Genomic DNA, 23,620 nt, shown 5'->3' with positions numbered 1-23,620 from the left:
CTTCCTTACGGTGGTACGGTTGATTGTTAAAAGTTGGCCAGATAGCAGCTGTAGTCAACCAGCAAGTTGCGGGATTCCAGATCCGCCTGTTTCAGCCGGGCATGCTTGAAGATCGAACGGCCAGGCTTGGAGTTGGCTTCAAACATCCAGACATGCCCGTGTTTGTCGATGCCCATATCCAGCCCCAATTCGCCGAGGTCCATGCCTTTGGCCTGCTCGATGGAGGTGGCAAGCCGGATAGCGGCTTGGGAGACGCGCTCCTTCATCAGGGCCTTCTGCTTGCCGAAGAGGTACGTCAACAGCTCGTCGCCGGGGATCACGGTTCCGCCCGTTCTGACGTGAGTGGTCACACTTCCGGAACCGGCTACCTTGGCGGCCATGCAGGAGACGACCCACTCGTTTTGCAGATTTTTGTGCAGGTGGACGCGGAAGTCAAAAGGACGTCCCTGGAAGGTCAATAGCGAGATGCCTTGCTGCGCCAGATAGGCGCTCGGCCTGCGCGTGCGAAAGACATGCTGGTAGAGGGCGGACAGCTTGGAGAAGCGACGTTTTACATTGCCGCTTCCACTGTGATAGGAGAGCTCATAGCCGCCAGGCGACAGGGAGACAATTTTCAGAATGCCGTAGCCCAGACTCCCGTTTTTCGGCTTGAGATAGACGATCGGGTACTTGCGCAAGAGGGAACGGACGGTTTGCAGGGTCGGGGAGGTGTACGTTTCCGGGATAAATTCGTTTACCTCGGGATTGGGATAGAGGAGCTGATGTATGCCCCATTTATTGAAAAAACCCTGGTTAAACATCGGCATGCTGTAATTGGCCAGCTTCGTTTTGAACTCCTGGACGGCTTCATGGCGTTCCGCAGTCCGGGACGGTATCCGGTCGTAGACGACGTCGGGCAAAGGAGCGATCATCTTTTTCCAGACGAACTCTCCCTGTTTGGATCGTCTGAGGAACCAGGCCCTGACCCGATTGGTCTCCCAATCGATGTCGCCTGGCGCGAAAATGTAATAAAACACGCCTTTTCCTTCCTGGGCCTGCAGCAGATTATAGAAGAATGATGTGCGCTGACCGATAGGCTGGCGGGGAGACGGCTTGAGACCGGTTGTGACGATACCAATTGCGGGACCAATCCGCAGGGTTTCTCCTTCTTTTTTTATCTGAATCAGACCACCGTGCGGGATGCCCAAGTCCGTTTTCAGCATGCTTGTTGCTTTGATGACATTGCTTTCGGGATTACGACGGTCTTGAAAGATCGTGGCCACCACTTCCCGTTTTCCCAGAGAAATGCGGATTTTTTGCCGCGGGCGAAGCTGCAGCTTTTGACAGAGCAGGGATGGCAGGATAATTCCGGCTACATGGGGATAGGAAAGGAAGCGGAGCCGCACTCTGATCGATTCCATGCTTGTATGACCTCCTACGCATGTTTCATGAGATAGCGGGCGTAGCGGACCGGTTGGGTGATGGAGTGGATGCGCGCTTGGGGATCATCAATCATTTTGAATACGGTTCGCCCCGGCCTGCTGTTCACTTCAATAATCCAGACATTGCCTTCTGTATCGATGCCGACGTCGATGCCAAGCTCGAAGAGTCGGCCGTGTTCACTCTCCAAAAAAGGAGGCAGTTCTGCCACCAGGCGATCCAGTTGCTGCTCGATCTTGCTTCTCGTCTTGGCGGGATAGTGATTGGCCAGAAAGCTGCTCAGGGAGACGGCCTTTCCGCCGCCATGCAGATTGGATGTGATGCTCCGCTTATCGCCGAGGCGGACGGCTCTTCCCGTGGTCTCCCATTGGCCATCTCCGTTTTTCTGCACCAGGACGCGGACATCGAACGGAGTGCCGTCCCGCGTGTGCAGGGAGAGGTACGGCTGGACCAGGAAAGACCGGCTGCCGACAAACCCGGCCAAGAAAGCTTTGAGCCCGGTTTGGCCCCGGCAGGCTTTCTCGAACGGCTGATTTTCCCGATTGCGGCCGGACACGCGGTATCCCTCGGGTGACTTGTCGATCCGAACGACCCCGATGCCATGTGTCCCGGCAATCGGCTTGATCACGGCAGAGCCGTGCGCCTGAAGCGTGCGCTGGAGCGATGAAAAGGAGTACAGATCAGTGGGCGGCAGCCATTTTTTCAGCAGCGGTGATTTGACCAGCATTTGATGAACCTGCCATTTTCCCGACAGGCCATGGCCGAGGAAGGTGATCGCCGGATCGTTTTGCAACTTCTCTACAAATGGTTTATAGTGGCGATAGGACGGGCCGACGAAGCAGCGGTCGTAGATGTAGGCAGGCAACGGAAAATTCCGCTTCTGCCATTCGCCGTCCCGAAATTCAAAGCCATTTACGGTGCGTGTGTCAAAGTCGACTTCACGCGGAGAAAAGACAAAGACACGGATGCCGCTTTTGCGACCAATCAATGTCAGCTTTTTGTAATACGCTTTTTCAAGAAAGGAAGAGCCGCGGCATATCGTGATGATGCCTAGGCTTTTTTGGTTTGCCGTCATAAGTGTCACCTTCGTCTTGGTTTCTTGCGCGTCCCTGCTGTCTGCTTGGGCGAGCGGGGAAATCCGCTCAGATAAGAAGCGTAATCCAGCATCTGCAAGACTGAGGGCCGAACCCGGCGAGGAGTTTCAGGGTCCCCGCCCTGACCAGGGAGGCTGTTAGTGGTTTTCGAGGGCTTGCTGTTTACCTCGAGGAGCCATACCTGTCCGTGGACGTCTACTCCCAGATCGATGCCGAATTCCGCGTAATGGCCAGAGAGCGACTGCTCCAGCAATTGCGCCAGCTTCAAGGCAACGCTGCGAAGGGTCTGGACGCTCGGACGAATGTTGGTCATCCAGGGGCCGCACATCCGGAGAGCGGAAGCGGGCGAGGTCATGGAGCCGCCGCGGGAGACGTTGGAGACGATCCGGTTTTGCCCCAGTCGGGCCACCATGGAGGTCACCCCCCATTTCCCCTGCCGGTCTTTTTGCACCAGTACGCGGAAGTCGGTCGGGCGCTGATTGATTCCGATCAGCGGGAGACCTTGCTGCAGCAGATAGGTTTTTCCTTTTGTCCGTCGCGACAGCTGGCGGTGCAGGTCGCCGAGGCTTCCATACACCGTGGAACTGCCGCCTGCGAGACTTAATTGATAGCCGCTGCTTGCTCGGCGTATGCGTGCAATCCCTCTGCCCATGCTGCCGTTTGCGGGCTTGGCGTAAATCGTCTTGTAGGAGGAAAGCATGGTTTCCAAATCGGCTTTCCCCAGGTAACGGATCGTGCGGGGCAGGTGTTTGGCGGCTTCCGGTTCATTTTCCAAAGCGGAATGCACATGCCACTTATTCAGGAACTGTTCATTAAAGAACGGGATGTTGGCCTCCTTGCACCGCTCTTTCCAGGCGGCCATGGCTTCACTCCGTTCTCGCTGACGGGAGACCATGCGGTTGTAGATGCATTGCGGGAGCGGCAAAACGGTTGGCTGCCAGGCTCCATTTCGTCGGACCAGGCCTTTGACGATCCCCGCATCCCAATCGACATCCTCCATCCGGAAGACGCAGACGATGCCTCCCCGTTTGCGGCAGCTGTCGGTCACCTCGTTGAAGAACGCGGTGAATCCGCCAAAAGGAGACAGCGGATATTGGGCAAGATACGTGGAAACGAGAATGCCCAGATAGGGTCCAAAAACAAGACGCTGCTGGCTCGCTTGATAACGTACCAGCAGAGGAACTCCCTTGGGCAGATGGAGGGCCTTGGCCATAGACGGCCGGATCAGGGCGTATCGGCCTTGTTTGATTCCTTGAATGTGGGCTCGCGCCGTTTTTCCGCCAAATTGAACGGTGAGGGTAGTCGGTGTCAGATTCCATTTGCGCATGTGCGCCTGGGGCAGGTACAGGTCGATGTCGGTTTTGGGTTCGTACGATTGCAAAGTAATGGGAGCATACGACATGGCAATCCCCTTCCCATCAGGCATGAAGTTAGTCTATTTTATGAGCAGGCAGATACTTTGGTTCCATGAGGAAAAGAGAGGTTGTTACAGAGAATGAATTTTTGGATGTTGGCAGTAAACGTTGCAGTAGGCTCCGTCATCGGCGGAGTGACCAATGAACTGGCGATCCGAATGCTTTTCCGCCCTCATCGCCCATGGCGAATTGGCGGATGGCAAGTGCCTTTTACGCCAGGCTTGATCCCCAGGCGGAGAGATGACATCGCTGTCCAGATGGGCCGTCTGGTAGAGGAGCACCTCTTGACCACCGAGGGGATAAAAAAGGCGCTTGCCCACGGGGAGATGGAGCAAAAATTGACCCTATGGATGGCTCGCTCGGCGGAGGAGTGGCTGTCAGACAGCCGCACTCTCCGGCACTGGCTGACCGTGGTAAAGCCTTCTTTCTTTCAAGAGGGGGAGGAGCGATTGGGCGAGGAGATCCGCGAGCCGCTTCGGCAGGCATGGGAGCGGTGGGTGGCGGGACAGCTCGACTTGTACCGCGACCGACCTCTCCTGGAGCTGCTTCCTGCCTCCGGGCGGGAGCGGATTGACGAGGCTATGGCTGAGGTGAGCCGTCTCTTTTTGGGGAAGGCGCGGGAGTACGTGCGCTCACAGGAAGGCGTCGAGACGCTGCAGCAGATGGTTCGCGGTCTGGTCGGCGGCGGGGGCGGCATGTTTGGCGGCCTGGTGGGCATGTTCCTCGGCGATGACAAGATCATCGGCAAGCTGCTGCCCCATCTCGACGAGCTGCTGCGCAATCCGGCGCTTGCGGGGAAAATCCATCAAGTGCTGAGCAGCGAGGCGGACAAGCTCTTGCACAAGACTGTCGGTGAGGTCGTCGAATGGATGGGCAGCGAACAGGTGGAATCCTGGGCGAGGGCCATCTTCGCCAAGCTGGAGCAAGAAGCGCTGCGCTTGGCGGACAAGCCGGTGTCCGAGCTGCTCGCTCCGTTCCGCCAGACGATTGTCACGGAGCTGATCCCGAAGGCCGCCAGGTGGATGGTGGAAAAGCTGGAGACGAATATCGATGCGCTGTTTGAAAAGCTGCCGATTCGCGAGATTGTGACCAGGCAAGTGGAGAGCTTTCCGATCGAGCGGATCGAAGAGATGGTCGTGGGCATTTCCGGACGGGAGTTTCGCATGATTACGATCCTCGGCTTCATCCTGGGCGGCGTTATCGGGCTGGTGCAGGGCGTGCTGGCTCTCCTGTTCACCTGACCGGCGATATTGAAACGAAACTGTAAACCCGTTGTAATGGTCCTGTAATATTTCCGGGGTAAGATAAAAGCACGATGAAAACCCCCTTAATGATATACTTTCTGCCGGTGTAGCCGAAAAGCTACCCTTTTTTTTTGCCCGCCCATCGGGTATATTGATGCAAGAGACTGGAATTATCGGATGGTCTGAAGAAAGGGGAGGGGGGCACTACAAACATGGCAACCAAACATGAACAAATCCTTCAATATATAGACAAACTGCCAATCGGCTCCAAAATATCGGTGCGTCAGATCGCCAAAGACCTCGATGTCAGCGAAGGAACGGCCTACCGCGCCATCAAGGAAGCGGAGACGCAAGGCTATGTCAGCACGATCGAGCGCGTAGGCACCGTGCGGATTGAGAAAAAGCAGAAGGAAAATATCGAGCGGCTCACCTTCGCCGAGGTGGTCAACATCGTGGACGGCCACGTGCTGGGCGGACGCGAAGGACTCCACAAGACGCTGAACAAATTCGTCATCGGCGCGATGCAGCTGGAAGCGATGATGCGCTATATCGATGCGGGCAGCTTGCTGTTGGTCGGGAACCGTTTTCAGGCGCACAAGATCGCGCTGCAGCAGGGGGCGGCGGTGCTGATTACCGGCGGCTTTGACACCAGCGAAGAAGTGAAGCAGCTGGCCGACCGTCTGGCCCTGCCGATCATCTCCTCCAGCTACGATACATTTACCGTCGCCTCCATGATCAACCGGGCCATCTACGACCGCCTGATCAAAAAAGAGATCGTCATGGTCGAAGACATCCTCAAGCCGCTGGCGGAAACGCCGGTCTTGCTGCCTTCTGATCCCGTAGCCAAATGGCATCAATATACAGAGCTGTACCACGACACCCGTTTTCCCGTCGTGGATGAGCAAATGAGACTGATCGGAATCGTCACCTCCAAGGATATTATCGGACATGAGGAGACGGCCACCGTCGAAAAAGTGATGACGAAAAATCCGATCACCACGTCGCCGCGCGTCTCTGTCGCCTCCTCCGCGCACACGATGGTCTGGGAGGGCATCGAGCTTCTGCCCGTCGTGGACAATCAGCGCAAGCTGGTCGGGGTGCTGAGCCGCAACGACGTGCTGAAAGCCTTGCAGTACACGGCCAAACAGCCGCAGATGAGCGAGACGTTCCCCAATCTGATCATGTCCCACTTCCGCGAGGAGCGGCAGGGAGATGAACTGGTCTACACCGGCGAGGTTACGCCGCAGATGACCAACCATCTGGGAACGATCGCGAGCGGCATCATGACCACCGTCATGGCCGAGGCAGGCTGCAATCTGCTGCGCAATCACCGCCGCGCCGATATGGTGCCGGAAAATATCACGGTCTACTTTTTGAAGCCGGTACAGATGGAGAGCAAGATCCAGGTGCGGCCGCGCCTCTTGGATATCAGCCGCCGCTTCGGGAAGGTGGAGGTGTCGGTCTATCAGGGGGACGTCCTGGTGGGCCAGGCGATGGTGTCGGCGCAGATTATTGATCGGTGAGTGAAAAGAAGAGGTACGTAGCAAAAGCTGGGTCATTGTTCCCAGCTTTTTTCATGGTGTGGGGAGCAGTGGGGAGTGAAAGACGGGTAGGAAGTGACTTTTCATACATGCAAATCGTCTTGATAAATATGGAACTAATTCTAGGATTGGTTATCGATAGCGTCTGATCGCATTCCTAAGAAATGGGGGTGTGAATACCTTGCTTGGAAGGTATATCGCATTGCTGATTGCTTCTTTGGTTTCTATTCTTTATTTCATCTGGAGGAACCCGGATCAACATGTGCTGGTCGTCTTTGTGTACAGCATCGTGATCGTCGTTGTCTTTTTTACTGTATCCATCCCCGTTGCGTTTCTGGCGGATGTCCTCACTGAACGAATGAAGCAGATCAGGTGGGTGGTTGCCGCTCTCATCCAAATCTTTCTAACGATTCTGGTCCTGACGCCTATCCTGTTAATCCCACTATTATTATTGTATTTACGTCGCAGCACCGAACTTGATTTTCACTTGTTTCTGATGTTCTCAAGCCCCTTTTGGAAACCTGTCCTATTCAACTCCCTCCTCTTTTGGGGAGTAGACGAGATGGTTCGTGCTGTTCAACTTCGATTCTGTCACCGCCGGATATAATTACCTAGGTTCGCCGGAATGAAAATGCGCCTTAAGCTTATTTATATATTCCCATCGAGAAAGTCACTCACAAAATTCGGAGGGAGACACCTGCTAAGGAGTTGGATAGTGCCAAAAAAGCAGGATCTTTAAGACCTTGAAACTATCGATAAATGCAATTAAATCCGTTGGATTTATACAATATTTTACAATATATGTATTATATGGTACTGTATTTTTATAATTAATTTAAACTGAGGGGAGATTAAATTTATGAAGAAAAGATTAATGGGTTTATTTAGTGGTTTAATATCAGTAGTGATATTATCCACACCCGTTTATGCTGAAGATGTTGAACACTTAGAGTTGGCACCAGTAATTAGTAAGGAGAACCAAATTGAGCTTTCCTGGAATAAGATTGGTGAACGTTATCAAGTTTTTTCAAATGGGGAATTAATCTATGACGGCGAAGACACCAGTTATAAACATGTAAAGTTATATGATTCAACACCGTATAGTTATTTAATTAAAGCATTCAATAAAGAAGATGAAGTTATTGATGAAGTAAACGTAAAAACCATGACTCGTCCCAAAGAGAATACAGAACTATTCTCGAAGGCTTCGAATGAAACTGTTAGTAAAATGAAAGAAAATCCCCTTACAGATTTACAGATTGATACCATTACAAGTAATAAAATGGTAATAATTGATTGGCCAGATATCGAGGGTGTTAACAATTACCGAGTATTTCGTGAAGGCGAATTTCTATTCGAAACCAATGAAAGCAAAGTTGTAGACAAAAGAGTTAAACAGGGTAGCCAATATATTTATAGTATTGAAGGTGAGAGGCAGATCAGTGAGGAAAAGAAAGTCGAGATACTTCGTCAAATAAAATCAAGTGGATTTGGAGCAACCGACTTAGCTAGTGAGGAAACTTTTTATCAAGCGATAACTATAATACGTGAAATAGATTTAGGTGAAAAAATTGAGTTGGATTCAACTGTACCTGTGCCCAAAAAGTGGCAACTGCGGTATAGGACATTTATACCGGAGAATATGGTACCCAATCCGTTTCCTGATTTGGACAATAAATACGAATATTTTGGTGGAGATGGGAGTGATAGGGATTTTAATCCGGCCGATGATCGTTATCGGACACATACAGAATTAAGGGTATGTATATTTTGTAATAGCAATGGAACTGGAGCATCAGTTGGGATTACAAGCATAGACGTTTCACCAACCAAAGCTTATGATTCAAACAAAGAACTGGTTGCCGTTTCAAGAGAAGGTTCTGGAGATATTAATTTTCGATATGAACCAATTGTTGACCAGAAAAACGGTAAGGTAGAGTTTGTATTCGATCATGCTGCAGGTAACCCATTAGTACCAGGTCCGGACATTGATTACTATTACCACGGTAGGTTTTGGGGCGGTGGTACTTATTCCGTTGATGGAGGAAATGACCTAGCTCCCAGTCATGAATTTTCAATAATAGAGCCTGGGAGTAATCGTTGGGTTATAAAGCATGCGACTGCCCATCGAGATTTTAATCGTTTGTTTCCACCTTTGGATCACTTCTTTAATTTTGGTAGATAAGATGTTGAAGGGATGGTGGAGTTTCACTATCCCTTCAGTACTTAATTAAAGAGAAGATGGTGGAGCGGACAGTTACACCCCTTGCGGGGCGGAGCCCGGAGCCAAGCAGGGGAACATGCTTCTTCCCCCCACGGCCGCTTTCCTAGCATTTTTCAAAAAGCAGCATACAAACTAACATTATTCTCCAAGGAATCCGAACATAAAAAAAGACAACCGTCGGCACTGCACTCGGTTGTCTGAAGCAAATAGAATGTCACACACGCTCATTATAGCGTAGGCAAAAAAAGATTAGCCAGAAAAAACAGTTGCCAATCCAGGAAAATGATTCCCGCTACGAGCTTTTTTTCATCTCCGCCATCCAGGCCGAGCGGTAGCGCAAGTAATTGCGGGTCCCCAGCACCAAATTCATCACGCCCACGAAAAGGAGCAAGAGTCCCACCACGATCCGGATCGTGTCCAGATCGTCAAAAGAGAACTGGTTCAGGCCAAACAGCGAAACCAGCACCCCGAGCGATATATTCATCTTGCCCAGGATCATCCGGGAAGCGAGCGGGTGGGTGCCGCGCTGGCGAGCCGTCACACTGTAGTAGACGCTGGCGACAAGTGAAGCGACCACGCCGGTCATATAGGTAGCAAACCACATAAAGGGAGTCATCCTCTCTACCAAACTAGGATTATCCTACTAAAGATTGCAAATCTGGTCAAATTCATGTATGGGAATGTTTGTTCTGGTTATCCTTTGTGGTATAATTTTCTTGTACAATCCAAGACAGCTTTCCAGGGCGGCGTGCTCATCCCCATTTCCGAGGAAAGGGGGTGATGCGTTGACTGTATTTGAAGCTATCAGTCTGATGCTGTCTTTCGGTTCCCTGGTCGTTCTCCTCGTCACCCATGATGCAAGCAAAAAGAAATAGCCTGCCTCGCAGCGGAAATGAGCAAGGCGGCCATTTCACCGGGCGGGCCGCTCCCCTGAGAAGCTGGCACCGATTGTACATGGACCGGAGCGCGGCAACGCTTCGGTCCTTTTCTTTCACTATACCGTAATGCTTTCCGGCTTGTAAAGGCAGCGAAGATCAAAACCTGTCGAGGATTGCGGTATAATGAAAGGGGAAGAAAAGACGACGGAATCGCAGGAGAGGGAGGAAAAACATGACCCCCTTTGTGCATTTGCATGTGCATACGGAATACAGTCTGCTGGACGGAGCGGCGCGCGTCGAGGAGCTGGTCAAGCGGGCAGCGGAGCTGAACATGAAGGCGCTCGCAATGACCGACCACGCCAATTTGTACGCGGCCGTCCCTTTTTACAAGGCGTGCAAGCAGGCAGGGATCAAGCCGATCATCGGCATGGAGGTCTACGTCACGGAGGGCAATCTGCAGGACCGGGTGAGGAGCGCACCGCCGCCCAGCCATTTGATTCTGCTGGCGGAAAATGACCAGGGCTACGCCAATCTGCTCCGGCTGGCGACCATCGCCAATACGGAGGGCGCGTACATCCTGCCGCGTGTTAATAAGGAGGCGCTCTTCCAGCATGCCGCCGGACTGATCGCGCTGAGCGGCTGCCTGGAAGGGGAGGTGCCACGCCTGTTGCTTTCGGGTGACAGCGAGGGGGCGAAAGCGGCTGCCCGCTGGTACCTGGAGGTTTATGGACCGGATCGCTTTTTTCTGGAGCTGCAGGATCACGGGCTGGAGCGGGAACGCAGGCTGAATCAGCGGCTGCTGCGGCTGGGTCACGAGACGGGTCTGCCGCTGGTTGCCACCAACAATGTCCACTACGTCTACCAGCAGCAGCACCGCGAGCATGACATCTTGCTCGCGATCGGCGAGGGCAAGACGATAGATGAAGAAAATCGCTTTCGCTATGAGACGGATCAGTATTATCTGAAAAGCGCAGAGGAGATGGCCCAGCTCTTTTCCTATGCGCCGCAGGCGTTGGAGAATACGGTCCGCATCGCGGAGAGCTGCACGTGGGAGCTCGCCTTTGGCCGGCATATTCTGCCCTCCTATCCGCTGCCGGCGGGCGCAGAGCCGGATCGTTATTTGCGGGAGCTCTGCGAGCAGGGCTGCATCGAGCGGTACGGAGCGATTACCCCACAGATCAGGGAGCGGCTGGATCACGAGCTTTCCGTCATCACGCGGACAGGCTTTACCGACTACTTTTTGATTGTCTGGGACTTTATGCGCTTTGCTCACGAACAGGGGATCCCGACCGGACCGGGACGGGGCTCGGCTGCGGGCAGTCTGGTCGCCTACTGTCTCAAAATCACCAACGTCGATCCGCTCCGCTTTCAGCTGCTTTTCGAGCGGTTCCTCAATCCTGAGCGTGTGACGATGCCCGATATCGACATCGACTTTTCCGTGGAGCGCCGCGACGAGGTGATCCGCTATGTGGCGGACAAATACGGGCGTGACCGCGTCGCGCAGATCATCACATTCGGGACGATGGCGGCCCGGGCGGCCGTCCGCGATACGGGCCGGGCGCTGGGACTGTCGATGGCGCTGATCGACCGCGTCGCCAGGATGATCCCGCAATCGCCGGGGATGACGATCGACAAGGCTTTTCAGCTGAATCCCGATCTGGAAAAGCTCTGCGCGGAGAATGCCCAGGCGCGGCAGTTGATCGAGGCCGCGAGAGGGGTGGAGGGACTTCCCCGCCACGCCTCCACGCACGCCGCCGGTGTAGTGATCGCGCCGGAGCCGCTGACCGCCTACGTGCCGCTGCAGACAGGCAGCGAAGGGCTGATGCTCACGCAATTTCCGATGGAGGATCTGGAGGAAATCGGCCTGCTGAAGATGGACTTCCTCGGCCTGCGCAACCTGACAATCATTCAGGAAACGCTGCGCCATCTGGAGAAAGCGGGCGTGGGTCTCGACCTGGAGACGATCCCGACGGACGATCCGAAGACCTTTCAGATGCTCAGCCGCGGCGAGACGACGGGCGTCTTCCAATTGGAGTCAGCCGGCTTTCGCCACGTGCTCCGCGACCTGAAGCCCACCGGACTGGACGACATCATCGCCGTGCTTGCGCTCTACCGGCCAGGACCGATGGAAATTATCCCGCAGTACATCCGGGCCAAGCACCGGGAGACGCCGGTGGAGTTCGCCCATCCCGACCTGGAGCCGATCCTCCGCGAGACCCACGGGTTTATGATCTACCAGGAGCAAATCATGCAGATCTCCTCCAAGCTGGCCGGATTCACGCTGGGCGAGGCGGATATTCTGCGGCGCGCGGTCGGCAAGAAAAAACGGGAGCTTCTGGCGGAGCAGCGGGAGAAGTTCGTCGCGGGCTGCATCCGGCAGGGCTATGGAGAGAAGCTGGGCCATGATATCTACGACCTGATCGTCCGCTTTGCCGATTACGGCTTCAACAAAGCCCACTCCGTCGCGTACGGCATGATCTCCTACCAGATGGCCTACCTGAAGGCCAACTACCCGCTTGCCTTCATGGCGGCGCTGCTCTCGCTCTCCATCGGCAGCCAGTCGCGCATCGCGGAATACACGGAGGAAGCGCGCCGCCTCCATCTGCAGGTGCTGCCGCCGGATGTGAACGAGAGCGAAGCGTTCTTTACGGTCAGCGGAGATGCCATCCGCTTTGGACTGGCCGCCGTCAAAAATGTCGGCTACGGCGCGATTGAATCGATCGTGCGCGAGCGGAAAAACCGGCCGTTTCGCGATCTGTTTGACTTTTGCGCACGGGTGGACGGCCGGCTGGTCAACAGGCGCGTGGTCGAATCCCTGATTCTCTGCGGGGCGCTGGATTCGCTGCCCGGCCATCGCAGTCAGCTGATGGTGCTGCTCGATGAAGCGATGGGCAAGGCGACGGGAAAAAGGCAGGAGCGGGACGCGGATCAGCTCAATTTGTTCGCCGCAGACAGCACAGCCGACCCGGTGCGCCAGCCGGCCGAATATCCGGAGGTGCCGCCCTTTTCCCGCACGCAGCAGCTCAAAGAAGAGCGGGATCTGCTCGGCGTCTACCTGTCCGGCCATCCGCTCGACCAGTACGCGCATCTCTTCAACCGTCCGGAGGTGCCGGCCATCGCGTCGCTGCCGGAGCTTGCGCGCGAGCAGACGGTCAAGGTCGTCGGCATGATTACGCAGGAAAAACGGATCCAGACGAAAAAAGGAGAGCCGATGGCATTTCTCCAACTGGAGGACAAAACCGCCCAAGTGGAGACGGTCGTCTTTCCAAAGGTGTACGCCAAGTATGCAGAGCTGCTCCGGGAAGAGAAAATCGTGGTGGCCGAGGCCCGCATCGATCATCAGGACGACGCCGTGAAGCTGATCGCCAGCCGCTTCTGGGACGCGTCGCTCTTGCCCAAGCCTGAGCTGGAGCCGGTGCTGTTTGTCAAAATTTCGCCGCAGCAGGAGCAGGATTCGACGCTGCACCGTTTGCAGCGCCTCTTTGTCGAAAAAAGAGGAACGATTCCCGTGGTTTTGTACTATGAGGGGAAAAGACAGACAATTCGCCTTCCGGACGCGTTTCGGGTAGAGGTAAATGATTCATTTTTGGAGCTAGCGCGAGAAATTGTGGGGCCTAACAGCGTAATTCAAAAAGAATTGCCCATAATCGGGGGAGGATGAGTGTTGTCCTCCCTTTTTTGCCGATTTCGGCGGGTTTACAGGAGAACGCGTTTTGCTATAATGAGAACATAATTAAAAAAGTGGTCAGACCACTAAGCGCTTGTTCAGTATGCTCATCCGAACATATACATAACAAAGAGGAATGGAGTGGTAGATGTGTCTAATTTGAGAGAGGAAGCACTGGAACTGCATCGCAAGCATCAGGGGAAACTGGAAGCTGTCACGAAAGTGCCCGTACGCAATGCGCGCGATTTGAGCCTCGCGTATTCCCCAGGGGTAGCCGAGCCCTGCAAGGAAATCTTTGATGATACGGCGAAAGTATACGACTATACCATGAAGGGGAATCTCGTGGCTGTCGTCAGCGACGGTACGGCCGTACTGGGTCTGGGCAACATCGGACCGGAAGCGGCGATGCCGGTGATGGAGGGAAAAGCCGTTCTGTTCAAGTCTTTTGCCGGAGTGGACGCATTCCCGATCTGCCTGAATACGACAGATCCCGAGAAAATCATCGAGACCGTGAAGCTGCTGGAGCCTACCTTTGGCGGGGTCAACCTGGAGGACATCGCAGCGCCTGCTTGCTTCGAGATCGAAGAGCGCCTGAAAAAAGAGACCAATATCCCGATCTTCCACGATGACCAGCACGGGACCGCGATCGTTACGGCAGCCGGCCTGATCAACGCCTTGCGCGTGGTGAACAAGAGCCTGGACGAAATTCGCGTGGTCGCCAACGGTGCGGGCGCAGCCGGCATCGCGATCATCAAGCTGCTTTTGTCCATGGGCGTGAAAGACGTGATCATGTGCGACACCAAAGGGATCGTCTACGAAGGCCGCACCTTCGGCATGAACCCGATCAAAGAAGAGATGGCCAAAATCACCAACCGCGAGAAGTTGGAAGGCACCTTGGCTGACGCGATCAAAGGGGCAGACGTATTTATCGGCGTCTCTGTCGCCGGGGCCGTTACCCAGGAGATGGTCAAATCGATGAACCGCGATCCGATCATCTTCGCGATGGCTAACCCGACTCCGGAGATCATGCCTGACGAGGCGAAAGCAGCAGGCGCAGCCGTCATCGGTACAGGCCGCTCTGACTTCCCGAACCAGGTAAACAACGTACTGGCGTTCCCGGGCATTTTCCGCGGCGCGCTGGATACGCGTGCGACCTGCATTAACGAAGAGATGAAGCTGGCAGCGGTCTACGCCATCGCCGATCTGATCTCCGAGGAGGAACTGTCCGCCGAGATGGTGATTCCGGCACCGTTTGACCCGCGTGTGGCTCCGCAGGTAGCTGCAGCCGTAGCAAAAGCGGCGATGGAGACAGGAATGGCACGGGTGTCTGTCGATCCGGAAGCCATTCGTGAAAAAACAGCCAGACTCACGGCGATCTCTTATCAACAAGTGTAACGTGCGGACGTAACCTAACGAACACCCTCCAGGAGCTCTCATGCCCCTCGGAGGGTGCTTCACGGAAGGCCATCAGGGAGGAGGAGCTTCAGGATGCTTGATTCGTTACAGGAAAAAAAGGTATACGAAGGCATTCTCCTGCAAATCCATGAACTCGTTCAGGAGAAAAACTTGCGCCCCGGCGACAAGCTGCCGTCGGAGCGGGAGCTGTCTGAGCAGCTCGGAGCAGGCCGTTCTTCTGTACGGGAAGCGCTGCGTGCTTTGGAATTGCTCGGTCTGATCGAGACCCGCAGAGGGGAAGGCACCTTTCTCAGGCATTACCGCCACAACCGCTTAATCGATATACTCGGATTTTTTATCCTCCGCGACTACAAGACAAAAAAAGACTTGATTGAGATGCGCAAAGTGCTGGAGCTGGACGCTGTCCGGATGGCCTGCCGCAGAGCGACGGCCAAGCATTTTGAGGAGATGGAGCGGATACTGGCCGCTGCAGAGGAACGGATCGAACAGGGAGAGATCCCGACCGAAGAGGATTACCTGTTTCATCGCGTGATCTGCCGCTCCAGCCGCAATTCTATCCTGCACCGGATCTGGGCGCCGCTCGTCGAGTACAGCAATTCCGTTCGCAATGAATCGCTCGCTCGCGAGGGACGCGCCCGCTCCGCTGTCATGGAGCACAGGCAAATCATGGAAGCGATTCGTGCAGGAGACGAAGAAAAAGCGGTAGAACGGATGAGAGCGCATCTCGAAAATTCCAAGCTCTAGCTGCTCCTGCCCGCATTTGCGGCGGCTATTGGGCTGTGATATGATGATGCAGACCTGTATTGGACGATCAAGGAGGAAGCCAACATGTGGACGGTCATCTATATCGCTCCCAGCGAAAAAATAGCGGAACGGATACAGCAACGATTGACAGATGAAGGATTCCTGGCAAAAGTTCGCGAGGCGAAGGTCTCCAAACAGTACGAGATACTCGTCCCCGAGAGCGAGGTACATGAAGTCCAGGAAATACTCGGCACGATCCTTCACTGAAGAGAAAAGTGAGGTGTTACTGTGCTTAAAGATCTCTTTGGAAAAAAACGCAAATTTGCCACAGTCCCCTCGGAGACCCTAAGTCGCACCACACCTGCCGCGAGCGGCACGGTCGAGCCTGTGACGAAGGGAAAGGAAGTTCCCGAGGGCCTGATGAATAAGTGCCCCCACTGCGGCACCATCCATTACTCCAAGGACCTGGAGAAAAACCTGCTGGTATGCAAGAGCTGCCAGTTTCATTTTTCGATGTCGGCTCCCGAGCGCCTGCAATCGATTCTGGACGACGGCGCGCTGGTGGAGGAATTCGATACCGACATCGTGACAGCCAATCCCCTGGGATTTCCGGGTTACCTGGAAAAGCTGGAAAAGGACATGGAAGCGACCAATCTCAAAGAGGCCATTCTGACGGGCGAAGGACTTTTGGGGGGACAGCGCATCGTCATCGGTGTGATGGATTCCCGTTTTCGCATGGCCAGCATGGGCTCTGTCGTCGGCGAGAAAATTGCCCGCGCCATCGAGCGTGCAGTGGAGCGCAAGCTGCCGTTTATCCTGTTCTCCGCTTCCGGCGGGGCGCGGATGCAGGAGGGCGTGCTCAGCCTGATGCAGATGGCCAAGACCAGTGCCGCATTGGCTCAGCTCGACCGGGAGGGACTTTTGTTCGTCTCCGTGCTGACCAACCCCACCTACGGCGGCGTCTCCGCCAGCTTCGCCTCGCTGGGTGACTACAATATCGCCGAGCCAGGGGCGATGATCGGCTTTGCCGGCAGACGAGTGATTGAGCAGACCATCCGCCAGGAGCTGCCGAAAGACTTTCAAACAGCCGAGTTCTTGCTGAATCACGGGCAGCTCGATATGGTCGTGCATCGCAAAGACATGCGCGCGACACTGATGAAGCTGGTCGAGATGCACACGATTCGGGAGGGAGTATAGACATGGCAAACGAACTTCCCTTTGAAAAACCGCTGGTGGAGTTGCGGGAAAAAATCAAGGAGCTTCGCCGGTTTACCGAGGAAAAAGGCATCGATTTTTCCGATGAGGTCGCGCGCCTGGAGCAAAAGGCAAAAGATCTGGCGCAGCAGATCTACGGCAATCTGACGCCGTGGCAGCGGGTGCAGCTCGCGCGCCATCCGGAGAGACCCACGACGCTGGACTATATTTCTCATATTTTTACTGACTTTTTAGAAGTGCATGGTGATCGCCTGTTTGGAGATGACCTGGCGATCGTCGGCGGCATCGCCAAGCTGGATGGCCGTCCGGTTACCATCGTCGGCCATCAAAAGGGCAAAGACACCAAGGACAACATCAAGCGCAACTTCGGCATGGCTCATCCCGAAGGCTACCGCAAAGCCCTGCGCATCATGAAGCAGGCGGATAAATTCGGCCGTCCGATCATCTGCTTTATCAACACCTCGGGTGCTTATCCGGGGAAAGCGGCAGAAGAGCGGGGGCAGAGCGAAGCGATCGCGCGCAATCTGCTGGAGATGGCGAGACTCCGCGTGCCTGTCCTCTGTGTCGTCATCGGCGAAGGCGGCAGCGGCGGCGCTTTGGCGATCGGGGTAGGCAACCGCGTCTACATGCTGGAGAATTCCTATTACTCCGTGATTGCGCCGGAGAGCGCGGCAGCGATCCTCTGGAGAGACGCTAGTCTGGCGATGCGGGCGGCGGAGACGATGAAAATCACCGCGCCTGATCTCCTGGAACTGGGCGTCATCGACGGAATCATCGAGGAGCCGTTTGGCGGTGCCCACCGCGACGTCACCCTTCAGGCCGGACTCGTCCGTGCCCAGCTGCTGGAGGGACTGAAACAGTTGGAGCAGATGAGCGAGGAAGAACTGATACAGGATCGCTATCAAAAATTCAAACAGATCGGTTCCTACGCCTCCCTGTAAAGCAGGGGGCGTATTTTTCTTTCTTCTTGCCGGATATTCTGGTAAAATCGTAGGCGGAGTCGATACTTGTCAGATCTTTCAAAAAGTATGTCACAATGCCTTTGTTAGTGTAACAGATATTTTTTGTTCACTGATACAGCGTGTAGAAAAGCGGAATTGGTACATACTGTTTTCGTTTCAAGGCATCCTAATGACGGACAGAATGGGCGAGGTGGTTACATGCAGAAAATTGCAGTTTTAACCAGCGGCGGCGACGCACCCGGAATGAATGCGGCTGTGCGCGCAGCGGTCAGGAGAGCGGCGTATTACGGCATTCAAATGTACGGAGTGTATCATGGCTACGAAGGCTTGATGTACGGCGATATACAAGAGATGACGCTGGGCTCGGTCGGGGATATCATCCACCGCGGCGGGACCATTCTCTACTCGGCCCGCAGCGAGGAATTCAAGACGGAGACCGGCCAGCAAAAAGCGATCGATCAGCTCAATCGGCGCGGCATCGAAGGGTTGATCGTAATCGGCGGGGACGGCTCTTTCCGGGGAGCCCAAAAAATTTCGGAAAAAGGCATTCGGACGATCGGCGTTCCGGGAACCATAGATAATGACATTCCCTGCACCGATTTCACCATCGGTTTTGATACCGCGCTCAATACGGTGGTGGACGCCATCGACAAGATCAGGGATACAGCCACCTCCCACGAGCGCACCTACATCATCGAGGTGATGGGGCGGGACGCCGGTGACCTGGCATTGTGGGCAGGCCTTGCAGCCGGAGCGGAGTCCATCCTCATTCCCGAGGTGGACAACGACATGCGGGATATCGTCGAGCGCCTGGAAGCGGGCCATCGGCGGGGGAAAAAGCATACGATCATCATCGTGGCGGAAGGGGTAGGCAGCGCTTCGCATTACGCCGAAGAGATCAAGAAGCTGACCGGTCTGGAGACGCGGGTCACGGTTCTGGGCCATATCCAGCGGGGCGGTTCGCCGACAGCCTTTGACCGCATGCTGGCGAGCCGCATGGGAGCGGCTGCCGTCGACTTGCTGCTGGAAGGCAAAAGGGACCGCATGGTCGGCATCCGCAACAATGAGATCGTGGATGTAGACTTCCAGGAAGCACTGTCACAAAAGCATCATCTGGACTTATCGATCTATCAATTGGCTCGCACGCTTTCGATCTAGGTGCGGCCGTCAAATAGCCGAGGAGGGACTTCTCTTGTTGCGCAAAGCGAAAATTGTTTGTACCATCGGACCCGCCAGTGAATCCGTAGAGACCTTGAAAAGACTGATCCACGCTGGAATGAACGTCGCCCGCCTCAATTTTTCCCACGGCTCCCACGAGGAGCATGCGGCGCGCATCGCCAGCATCCGCCAAGCCTGCGCGGAGACCGGCAAGCAGGTCGCGATCCTGCTCGATACCAAAGGGCCGGAGATCCGAACCGGCGTGCTCGCGACCGAATCGGTAGAACTGGTAGAGGGCAACCGGATCACGCTTACGACCGAAGAGATCGCCGGCACCGCCGAGCGCGTCTCCATCACCTACGCGGAGCTGCCGCAGGATGTAAAGCCGGGTGACACGATCTTGATCGATGACGGGCTGATCGGCCTCACCGTGCAAGAAGTGCAGGGGCAGGACATCATCTGCGAGATCAAAAACGGAGGCACCCTCAAAAGCAAAAAAGGCGTCAACGTGCCGGGCGTCAAAATCAACCTGCCCGGCATTACCGAAAAGGACGCCCAGGATATTGAGTTTGGCATCGAACAAGGCGTCGATTTTATCGCGGCCTCTTTTGTCCGCAAGGCGTCCGACATTTTGGAAATACGGGAAATCCTCGAGCGGCATCACGCCAAAATCGACATCATCGCCAAGATTGAAAACCAGGAGGGCGTCGACAACGTCGACGAAATTTTGGCCGTAGCCGACGGGACGATGGTGGCCCGCGGCGATTTGGGCGTGGAGATCCCGGCGGAAGAAGTGCCGCTGGTCCAGAAAAAGCTGATCAAAAAGTGCAATGAGCTCGGCAAGCCCGTGATCACCGCGACCCAGATGCTCGATTCGATGCAGCGCAATCCGCGGCCTACCCGCGCCGAAGCGAGCGATGTCGCCAATGCGATCTTTGACGGCACCGACGCCATCATGCTCTCCGGTGAGACGGCGGCGGGCAAATATCCGGTCGAGTCTGTCGAGACGATGAACCGGATCGCCCTCCGCGCCGAGCAGGAGCTGAACTATCGGGAGATCCTGCACAGCCAGTCGCTGCATAAGCAAGTGACGATCACCGATGCGATCAGCCAGGCTGTCGCCAATGCGGCGCTGGATCTGGATGCGGCTGCCGTCATCACCGCGACGGAGAGCGGCCATACCGCCCGGATGGTGTCCAAGTACCGGCCCAAGGCTCCGATCGTAGCCGTGACGCCGCATGAGGGCGTGATGCGCCGGCTGGCCCTGGTCAATGGCGTCTATCCAGTCCTCGGCCCCGTGGCCAATACCACAGACGAAATGCTCGACTTATCCGTTCAGCAGTCGCTGCAAGCAGGCTTTGTGCGCCACGGCGATCTCGTCGTCATCACTGCGGGCGTGCCCGTCCGCGAAGTCGGCACGACCAATCTCATCAAGATTCACGTGATCGGCGATATCGTCGCCAAGGGACAAGGGATCGGCCGAAAAGTGGTGACGGGTCGGGCCGTAATCGCCCGTTCCTCTGCGGAGGCATTGGAGAAGACGGAGCCAGGCAGCATTCTCGTCATGATTGGGACCGACTCGGAGATGATTCCGGCTTTTGAGAGAGCGGCCGCCGTCATTACCGAAGAAGGAGGACTGACGTCCCACGCCTCCATCGTGGGTCTGAACCTCAATGTGCCGGTCATCGTCGGCGCGGCGAAAGCGACCGACCTGATCAGAGACGGGCAGATCGTCACGGTAGACCCTGAGCGCGGCCATATTTATACCGGACATGCCCGCGTGCTGTAAGCGCCGGTAAGAGACGAAAGCCCAATACGGTCAGATACGGAGAGAGGGTCAAAAATGGCCCCCTCTCTTTTGCGTGCGCAAAAAAAGTGAAGAACGGTGTATGATTAGCCCCTCAGTTCCGCATAGTTAGGAATAAAATCCTACACCTGGCGGGGTGACCGATGGGGTGCAAATCTGGTAGAATTGATTTTTCTGCGGCTTTCTCACTCTGTTTACGAGAAGCGTTGTCAAGACCCTTTTTTCTAAAAAACACAATATATTGTGTTGTCGAAAAATCTTTATCACAACATATAGAAAAGACTATTGAGTTTTTCAGGGAAAAAGAGTTAACTAGAGATGAGAGAGTTGAAGGGCACAAATGTTTGGCTGTGCCGGGTAAGTTATAAGCAGTTTGGCTATTTTGAAGGAGGAACCGTCATGTTGGCAACAGAAACGAGAACCCGATTTTTGCGGGATGAATTCTTGGCACAATATCCTGATTTTCCGGTACATATGACTCCGCTGGGGCAATTTGTCTACTACCGGACCTATTCCCGCTTTATTCCTGAACTCGGCAGACGAGAGACATGGAAAGAAACCTGCCGCCGCTCTGTCGATTACAATATGAAGCTGGCTTACCAGCACATTCGGAAAATCGGTCTCGTCCCTAACCTCGAGGAGCTTTCCACGGAGGCGGAGGGGCTGTTTGACAACATGTTCAATCTGAAGCAATTCCTGTCCGGGCGCACCCTTTGGGTGGGCGGTGCGGAAAACGGCGTAGCGGACTTGTATCCGCTGGCCAATTTCAACTGCTCTTTCCTGAACATCCGGTCCTGGGAGGATCTTTGCGACCTGTTCTATTTGCTGTTGGTCGGAACCGGCGTAGGCTTCAAGTGTACCAAGCAGATGGCGGAATCGTTGAAGCCGATTCGGACCAATGTCACCCTGCTCTCGTCCGAGTACAGACCGCTGCCGATGCATCAGCGTCTTGAGCGTTCGGAGCTGAAGGTGCTGGAAAACGGCTACGCCAAAATTTACGTCGGCGACAGCAAAGAAGGCTGGGTCGAATCGCTTCGCCACTATCTGCATATCTTGACGGATCCGGCCTATGAGCATATTCATACCGTAAAAATTTCCTACAACAGCGTACGCCCCAAAGGCGAGCGGCTGAAGCGCTTCGGCGGTACGGCCAGCGGGCATGAGCCGCTTCGCGAGATGTTCGAGGGCATCGACAAGGTGCTGAAAAACCAGATCGACGCCACCCTCGATCCGATTGTGACGGACGACAAAGGGTACGGAAAAATCCGCCCAATCCACATCCTGGACATCGGCAATCTCATCGGCGCCAACGTCGTCGTGGGCGGCGTGCGCCGGACGGCAGAAATTTTCCTGTTCGACCATGATGATTACGAGTGCCTGTTCGCCAAATACGGCATCAATGGCTTCTGGACGGAAGAGCAGCTCGCCCACCACCGAAAAGTGGGAGAACTGCTGGGTGACATCAAGCCAAACTGGTTTGACAGCATCCAAAAGGTAGGGGACGGCCGCTTCGGACTGGATCACCGCCGGATGTCCAACAACTCGATTGCGTTCAATCAGAAGCCGAGCCGCGAGTTCCTGCATCTGGTCTTCACGATGATGCAGCTGGAGGGCGAGCCGGGCTTCGTCAACCTGGAGGAAGCCAATCGCCGCCGTCCCAACGCAGAAGGGCTGAACCCGTGCGCGGAAATTCTGCTCGACTCCTACGGGGTGTGCAACCTGACGACAGTCAATCTGATGCAGTTTGTCATGGATAGCCCGGACGGCTCCAAGTATTTGGACCTGGATGGACTTTTGGACGCGCAGCGCAAATCCGCGCGGGCCGGCCTGCGGATGACGCTGGTGACGCTGGAGCTGCCGCACTGGGATGTCGTCCAGCAGCGCGACAGGCTGCTCGGCACCTCGCTTACAGGCGTCAAGGACGCGATTGCCGCCCTGGGCTATACAGAAGAGCAGGAGGTTGAACTTCTCCGGCTGCTGGGCAATGCGGCTCGCGAAGAAGCGGACAAGTACGCCTATGAGCTGCGCGTCAACTCGCCTTTGCTCGTGACAACAGTGAAGCCGGAAGGCACGCTTTCCCAGGTGGCCGGCGGCGTCTCCAGCGGTCTGCACTGGTCTCACTCTCCGTACTACATCCGCCGGATTCGGATCAATGCGGAGGATCCGCTCGCAAAAGCGGTGCAAACCCTGGGCTGGACCGTACACCCCGAGGTGGGAACACCGGGTGAAACGCATGAGGAGCGGATGGCCAATGCGCGGACGCTGGTGATTGACTTCCCGGTGGCGTCCGGTGCCAAAGAAACGAAAAACGAGGTAGACGTCAAACGGCAGTTCGATACCTACTTCCGCTTCCAGAAGGAATACACCGAGCACAATTCCTCCAATACGATCACGGTTCGTCCGGGAGAGTGGGAAGAAGTAGAAGAGATCGTATACGGCAACTGGGACAACTTCGTCGGCGTCTCCTTCCTGCAGCTGGATGGCGGCACTTACCAGCTGGCTCCGTACGAGTCCTGCACCAAGGAAGAGTACGAGCAGCTGAAGGCGAGCATGAAGCCTTTTGATCCAGCCATTCTCCAGCAGTTCGAGAAAGGCGTGGATTCCGACTTGTCGACAGCCGATTCCTGCGAAACCGGGGCTTGCCCGATTCGCTAAGGTCATCAAATCAATCATCGCAAAAACGACCGCAGCAGAACGAATTTTTTCGTTCCACTGCGGTCGTTTTCTATTCCATCCGGTACAACAGCCGATAGGGGGAGAGACGGAAGGCTTCCAGGCGGACGGGGCATGGGTCAGAGCGTCTAGGGTGCGGCTGATCAGCGGCGACGCCCCTAAT

At 55.3% G+C, this 23,620-nt stretch carries 18 protein-coding genes; 14 read left to right on the top strand and 4 right to left on the bottom strand.

What is annotated here, in order from left to right; translation table 11 throughout:
- Positions 1–26: 26 nt before the first annotated feature.
- Genes JD108_RS16905 through JD108_RS16895 form a run of 3 tightly spaced genes read right to left on the bottom strand, consistent with a single transcriptional unit; the run spans position 27 to position 3,915 of the window.
- On the bottom strand, positions 27–1,400 hold the full coding sequence (locus JD108_RS16905) for a YheC/YheD family endospore coat-associated protein (RefSeq protein ID WP_198827161.1): 1,374 nt from the start codon (positions 1,398–1,400) through the stop codon (positions 27–29).
- Between the two features lie 14 nt (positions 1,401–1,414).
- A complete protein-coding gene (locus JD108_RS16900; RefSeq protein ID WP_198827160.1) occupies positions 1,415–2,494 on the bottom strand; it encodes a YheC/YheD family endospore coat-associated protein in 1,080 nt (359 codons plus the stop codon).
- Between the two features lie 5 nt (positions 2,495–2,499).
- The gene (locus JD108_RS16895; RefSeq protein WP_198827159.1) at positions 2,500–3,915 is read right to left on the bottom strand and encodes a YheC/YheD family endospore coat-associated protein; all 1,416 of its coding nucleotides are present in this window, start codon (positions 3,913–3,915) and stop codon (positions 2,500–2,502) included.
- Positions 3,916–4,008: 93 nt separating this feature from the next.
- On the opposite strand from JD108_RS16895, the gene JD108_RS16890 reads away from it, so the two are divergent.
- The 4 genes from JD108_RS16890 to JD108_RS16875 all read left to right on the top strand — a co-directional run bounded on the left by JD108_RS16890 (position 4,009) and on the right by JD108_RS16875 (position 8,898).
- Entirely contained in the window at positions 4,009–5,169 is a 1,161-nt protein-coding gene (locus tag JD108_RS16890; RefSeq protein ID WP_198827158.1) for a DUF445 domain-containing protein, read from the top strand.
- A 215-nt stretch (positions 5,170–5,384) separates the two neighbouring features.
- Complete coding sequence (locus JD108_RS16885; protein ID WP_198827157.1) at positions 5,385–6,695, top strand: DRTGG domain-containing protein; 1,311 nt, start codon at positions 5,385–5,387, stop codon at positions 6,693–6,695.
- Positions 6,696–6,885: 190 nt separating this feature from the next.
- Positions 6,886–7,320, top strand: coding sequence for a hypothetical protein (locus JD108_RS16880; RefSeq protein WP_198827156.1), 435 nt, complete (start codon positions 6,886–6,888; stop codon positions 7,318–7,320).
- A 252-nt stretch (positions 7,321–7,572) separates the two neighbouring features.
- A complete protein-coding gene (locus tag JD108_RS16875; protein WP_198827155.1) occupies positions 7,573–8,898 on the top strand; it encodes a fibronectin type III domain-containing protein in 1,326 nt (441 codons plus the stop codon).
- A gap of 331 nt (positions 8,899–9,229) precedes the next feature.
- Here the strand turns inward: JD108_RS16875 and JD108_RS16870 are convergent, their stop codons facing one another.
- Entirely contained in the window at positions 9,230–9,541 is a 312-nt protein-coding gene (locus JD108_RS16870) for a YtpI family protein (protein WP_198827154.1), read from the bottom strand.
- 181 nt (positions 9,542–9,722) lie between these two features.
- Between JD108_RS16870 and JD108_RS22435 the strand changes: the two genes are divergently transcribed.
- The 10 genes from JD108_RS22435 (at position 9,723) to nrdJ (ending at position 23,439) form a co-directional block, all read left to right on the top strand.
- A complete protein-coding gene (locus tag JD108_RS22435) occupies positions 9,723–9,812 on the top strand; it encodes a putative holin-like toxin (protein ID WP_228728182.1) in 90 nt (29 codons plus the stop codon).
- Positions 9,813–10,047: 235 nt separating this feature from the next.
- Positions 10,048–13,476 carry a DNA polymerase III subunit alpha gene (locus tag JD108_RS16865; protein WP_198827153.1) on the top strand — a complete coding sequence of 1,143 codons (3,429 nt, stop codon included), beginning with the start codon at positions 10,048–10,050 and terminating at the stop codon, positions 13,474–13,476.
- A 156-nt stretch (positions 13,477–13,632) separates the two neighbouring features.
- Positions 13,633–14,877 (top strand): NADP-dependent malic enzyme, encoded by a 1,245-nt coding sequence (locus tag JD108_RS16860; protein WP_198827152.1) that lies wholly within the window; start codon positions 13,633–13,635, stop codon positions 14,875–14,877.
- A 93-nt stretch (positions 14,878–14,970) separates the two neighbouring features.
- The gene (locus JD108_RS16855) at positions 14,971–15,642 is read left to right on the top strand and encodes a FadR/GntR family transcriptional regulator (RefSeq protein ID WP_198827151.1); all 672 of its coding nucleotides are present in this window, start codon (positions 14,971–14,973) and stop codon (positions 15,640–15,642) included.
- 84 nt (positions 15,643–15,726) lie between these two features.
- Entirely contained in the window at positions 15,727–15,909 is a 183-nt protein-coding gene (locus JD108_RS16850; RefSeq protein WP_198827150.1) for a glutamate decarboxylase, read from the top strand.
- Positions 15,910–15,930: 21 nt separating this feature from the next.
- The gene (gene accD, locus JD108_RS16845; RefSeq protein ID WP_198827149.1) at positions 15,931–16,839 is read left to right on the top strand and encodes an acetyl-CoA carboxylase, carboxyltransferase subunit beta; all 909 of its coding nucleotides are present in this window, start codon (positions 15,931–15,933) and stop codon (positions 16,837–16,839) included.
- 2 nt (positions 16,840–16,841) lie between these two features.
- Entirely contained in the window at positions 16,842–17,798 is a 957-nt protein-coding gene (gene accA, locus JD108_RS16840) for an acetyl-CoA carboxylase carboxyl transferase subunit alpha (protein WP_198827148.1), read from the top strand.
- Positions 17,799–18,017: 219 nt separating this feature from the next.
- Positions 18,018–18,977 carry a 6-phosphofructokinase gene (gene pfkA, locus JD108_RS16835; protein ID WP_198827147.1) on the top strand — a complete coding sequence of 320 codons (960 nt, stop codon included), beginning with the start codon at positions 18,018–18,020 and terminating at the stop codon, positions 18,975–18,977.
- 34 nt (positions 18,978–19,011) lie between these two features.
- Entirely contained in the window at positions 19,012–20,766 is a 1,755-nt protein-coding gene (gene pyk, locus JD108_RS16830) for a pyruvate kinase (RefSeq protein WP_198827146.1), read from the top strand.
- A 417-nt stretch (positions 20,767–21,183) separates the two neighbouring features.
- Positions 21,184–23,439 carry a ribonucleoside-triphosphate reductase, adenosylcobalamin-dependent gene (gene nrdJ / locus JD108_RS16825; RefSeq protein ID WP_198827145.1) on the top strand — a complete coding sequence of 752 codons (2,256 nt, stop codon included), beginning with the start codon at positions 21,184–21,186 and terminating at the stop codon, positions 23,437–23,439.
- The last annotated feature ends 181 nt before the right edge of the window (positions 23,440–23,620 follow it).

Source organism: Brevibacillus composti (assembly GCF_016406105.1).
In the GTDB taxonomy this organism is placed as follows: Bacteria; Bacillota; Bacilli; order Brevibacillales; family Brevibacillaceae; genus Brevibacillus; species Brevibacillus composti.
This window is presented reverse-complemented; position numbering and strand designations above follow the sequence as displayed.

Coding starts and splice junctions, on each gene's coding strand:
- JD108_RS16905 (WP_198827161.1), bottom strand. CDS start 1,400: ATGGAATCGATCAGAGTGCGGCTCCGCTTCCTTTCCTATCCCCATGTA.
- JD108_RS16900 (WP_198827160.1), bottom strand. CDS start 2,494: ATGACGGCAAACCAAAAAAGCCTAGGCATCATCACGATATGCCGCGGC.
- JD108_RS16895 (WP_198827159.1), bottom strand. CDS start 3,915: ATGTCGTATGCTCCCATTACTTTGCAATCGTACGAACCCAAAACCGAC.
- JD108_RS16890 (WP_198827158.1), top strand. CDS start 4,009: ATGAATTTTTGGATGTTGGCAGTAAACGTTGCAGTAGGCTCCGTCATC.
- JD108_RS16885 (WP_198827157.1), top strand. CDS start 5,385: ATGGCAACCAAACATGAACAAATCCTTCAATATATAGACAAACTGCCA.
- JD108_RS16875 (WP_198827155.1), top strand. CDS start 7,573: ATGAAGAAAAGATTAATGGGTTTATTTAGTGGTTTAATATCAGTAGTG.
- JD108_RS16870 (WP_198827154.1), bottom strand. CDS start 9,541: ATGTGGTTTGCTACCTATATGACCGGCGTGGTCGCTTCACTTGTCGCC.
- JD108_RS16865 (WP_198827153.1), top strand. CDS start 10,048: ATGACCCCCTTTGTGCATTTGCATGTGCATACGGAATACAGTCTGCTG.
- JD108_RS16855 (WP_198827151.1), top strand. CDS start 14,971: ATGCTTGATTCGTTACAGGAAAAAAAGGTATACGAAGGCATTCTCCTG.
- JD108_RS16850 (WP_198827150.1), top strand. CDS start 15,727: ATGTGGACGGTCATCTATATCGCTCCCAGCGAAAAAATAGCGGAACGG.
- accA (WP_198827148.1), top strand. CDS start 16,842: ATGGCAAACGAACTTCCCTTTGAAAAACCGCTGGTGGAGTTGCGGGAA.
- pfkA (WP_198827147.1), top strand. CDS start 18,018: ATGCAGAAAATTGCAGTTTTAACCAGCGGCGGCGACGCACCCGGAATG.
- nrdJ (WP_198827145.1), top strand. CDS start 21,184: ATGTTGGCAACAGAAACGAGAACCCGATTTTTGCGGGATGAATTCTTG.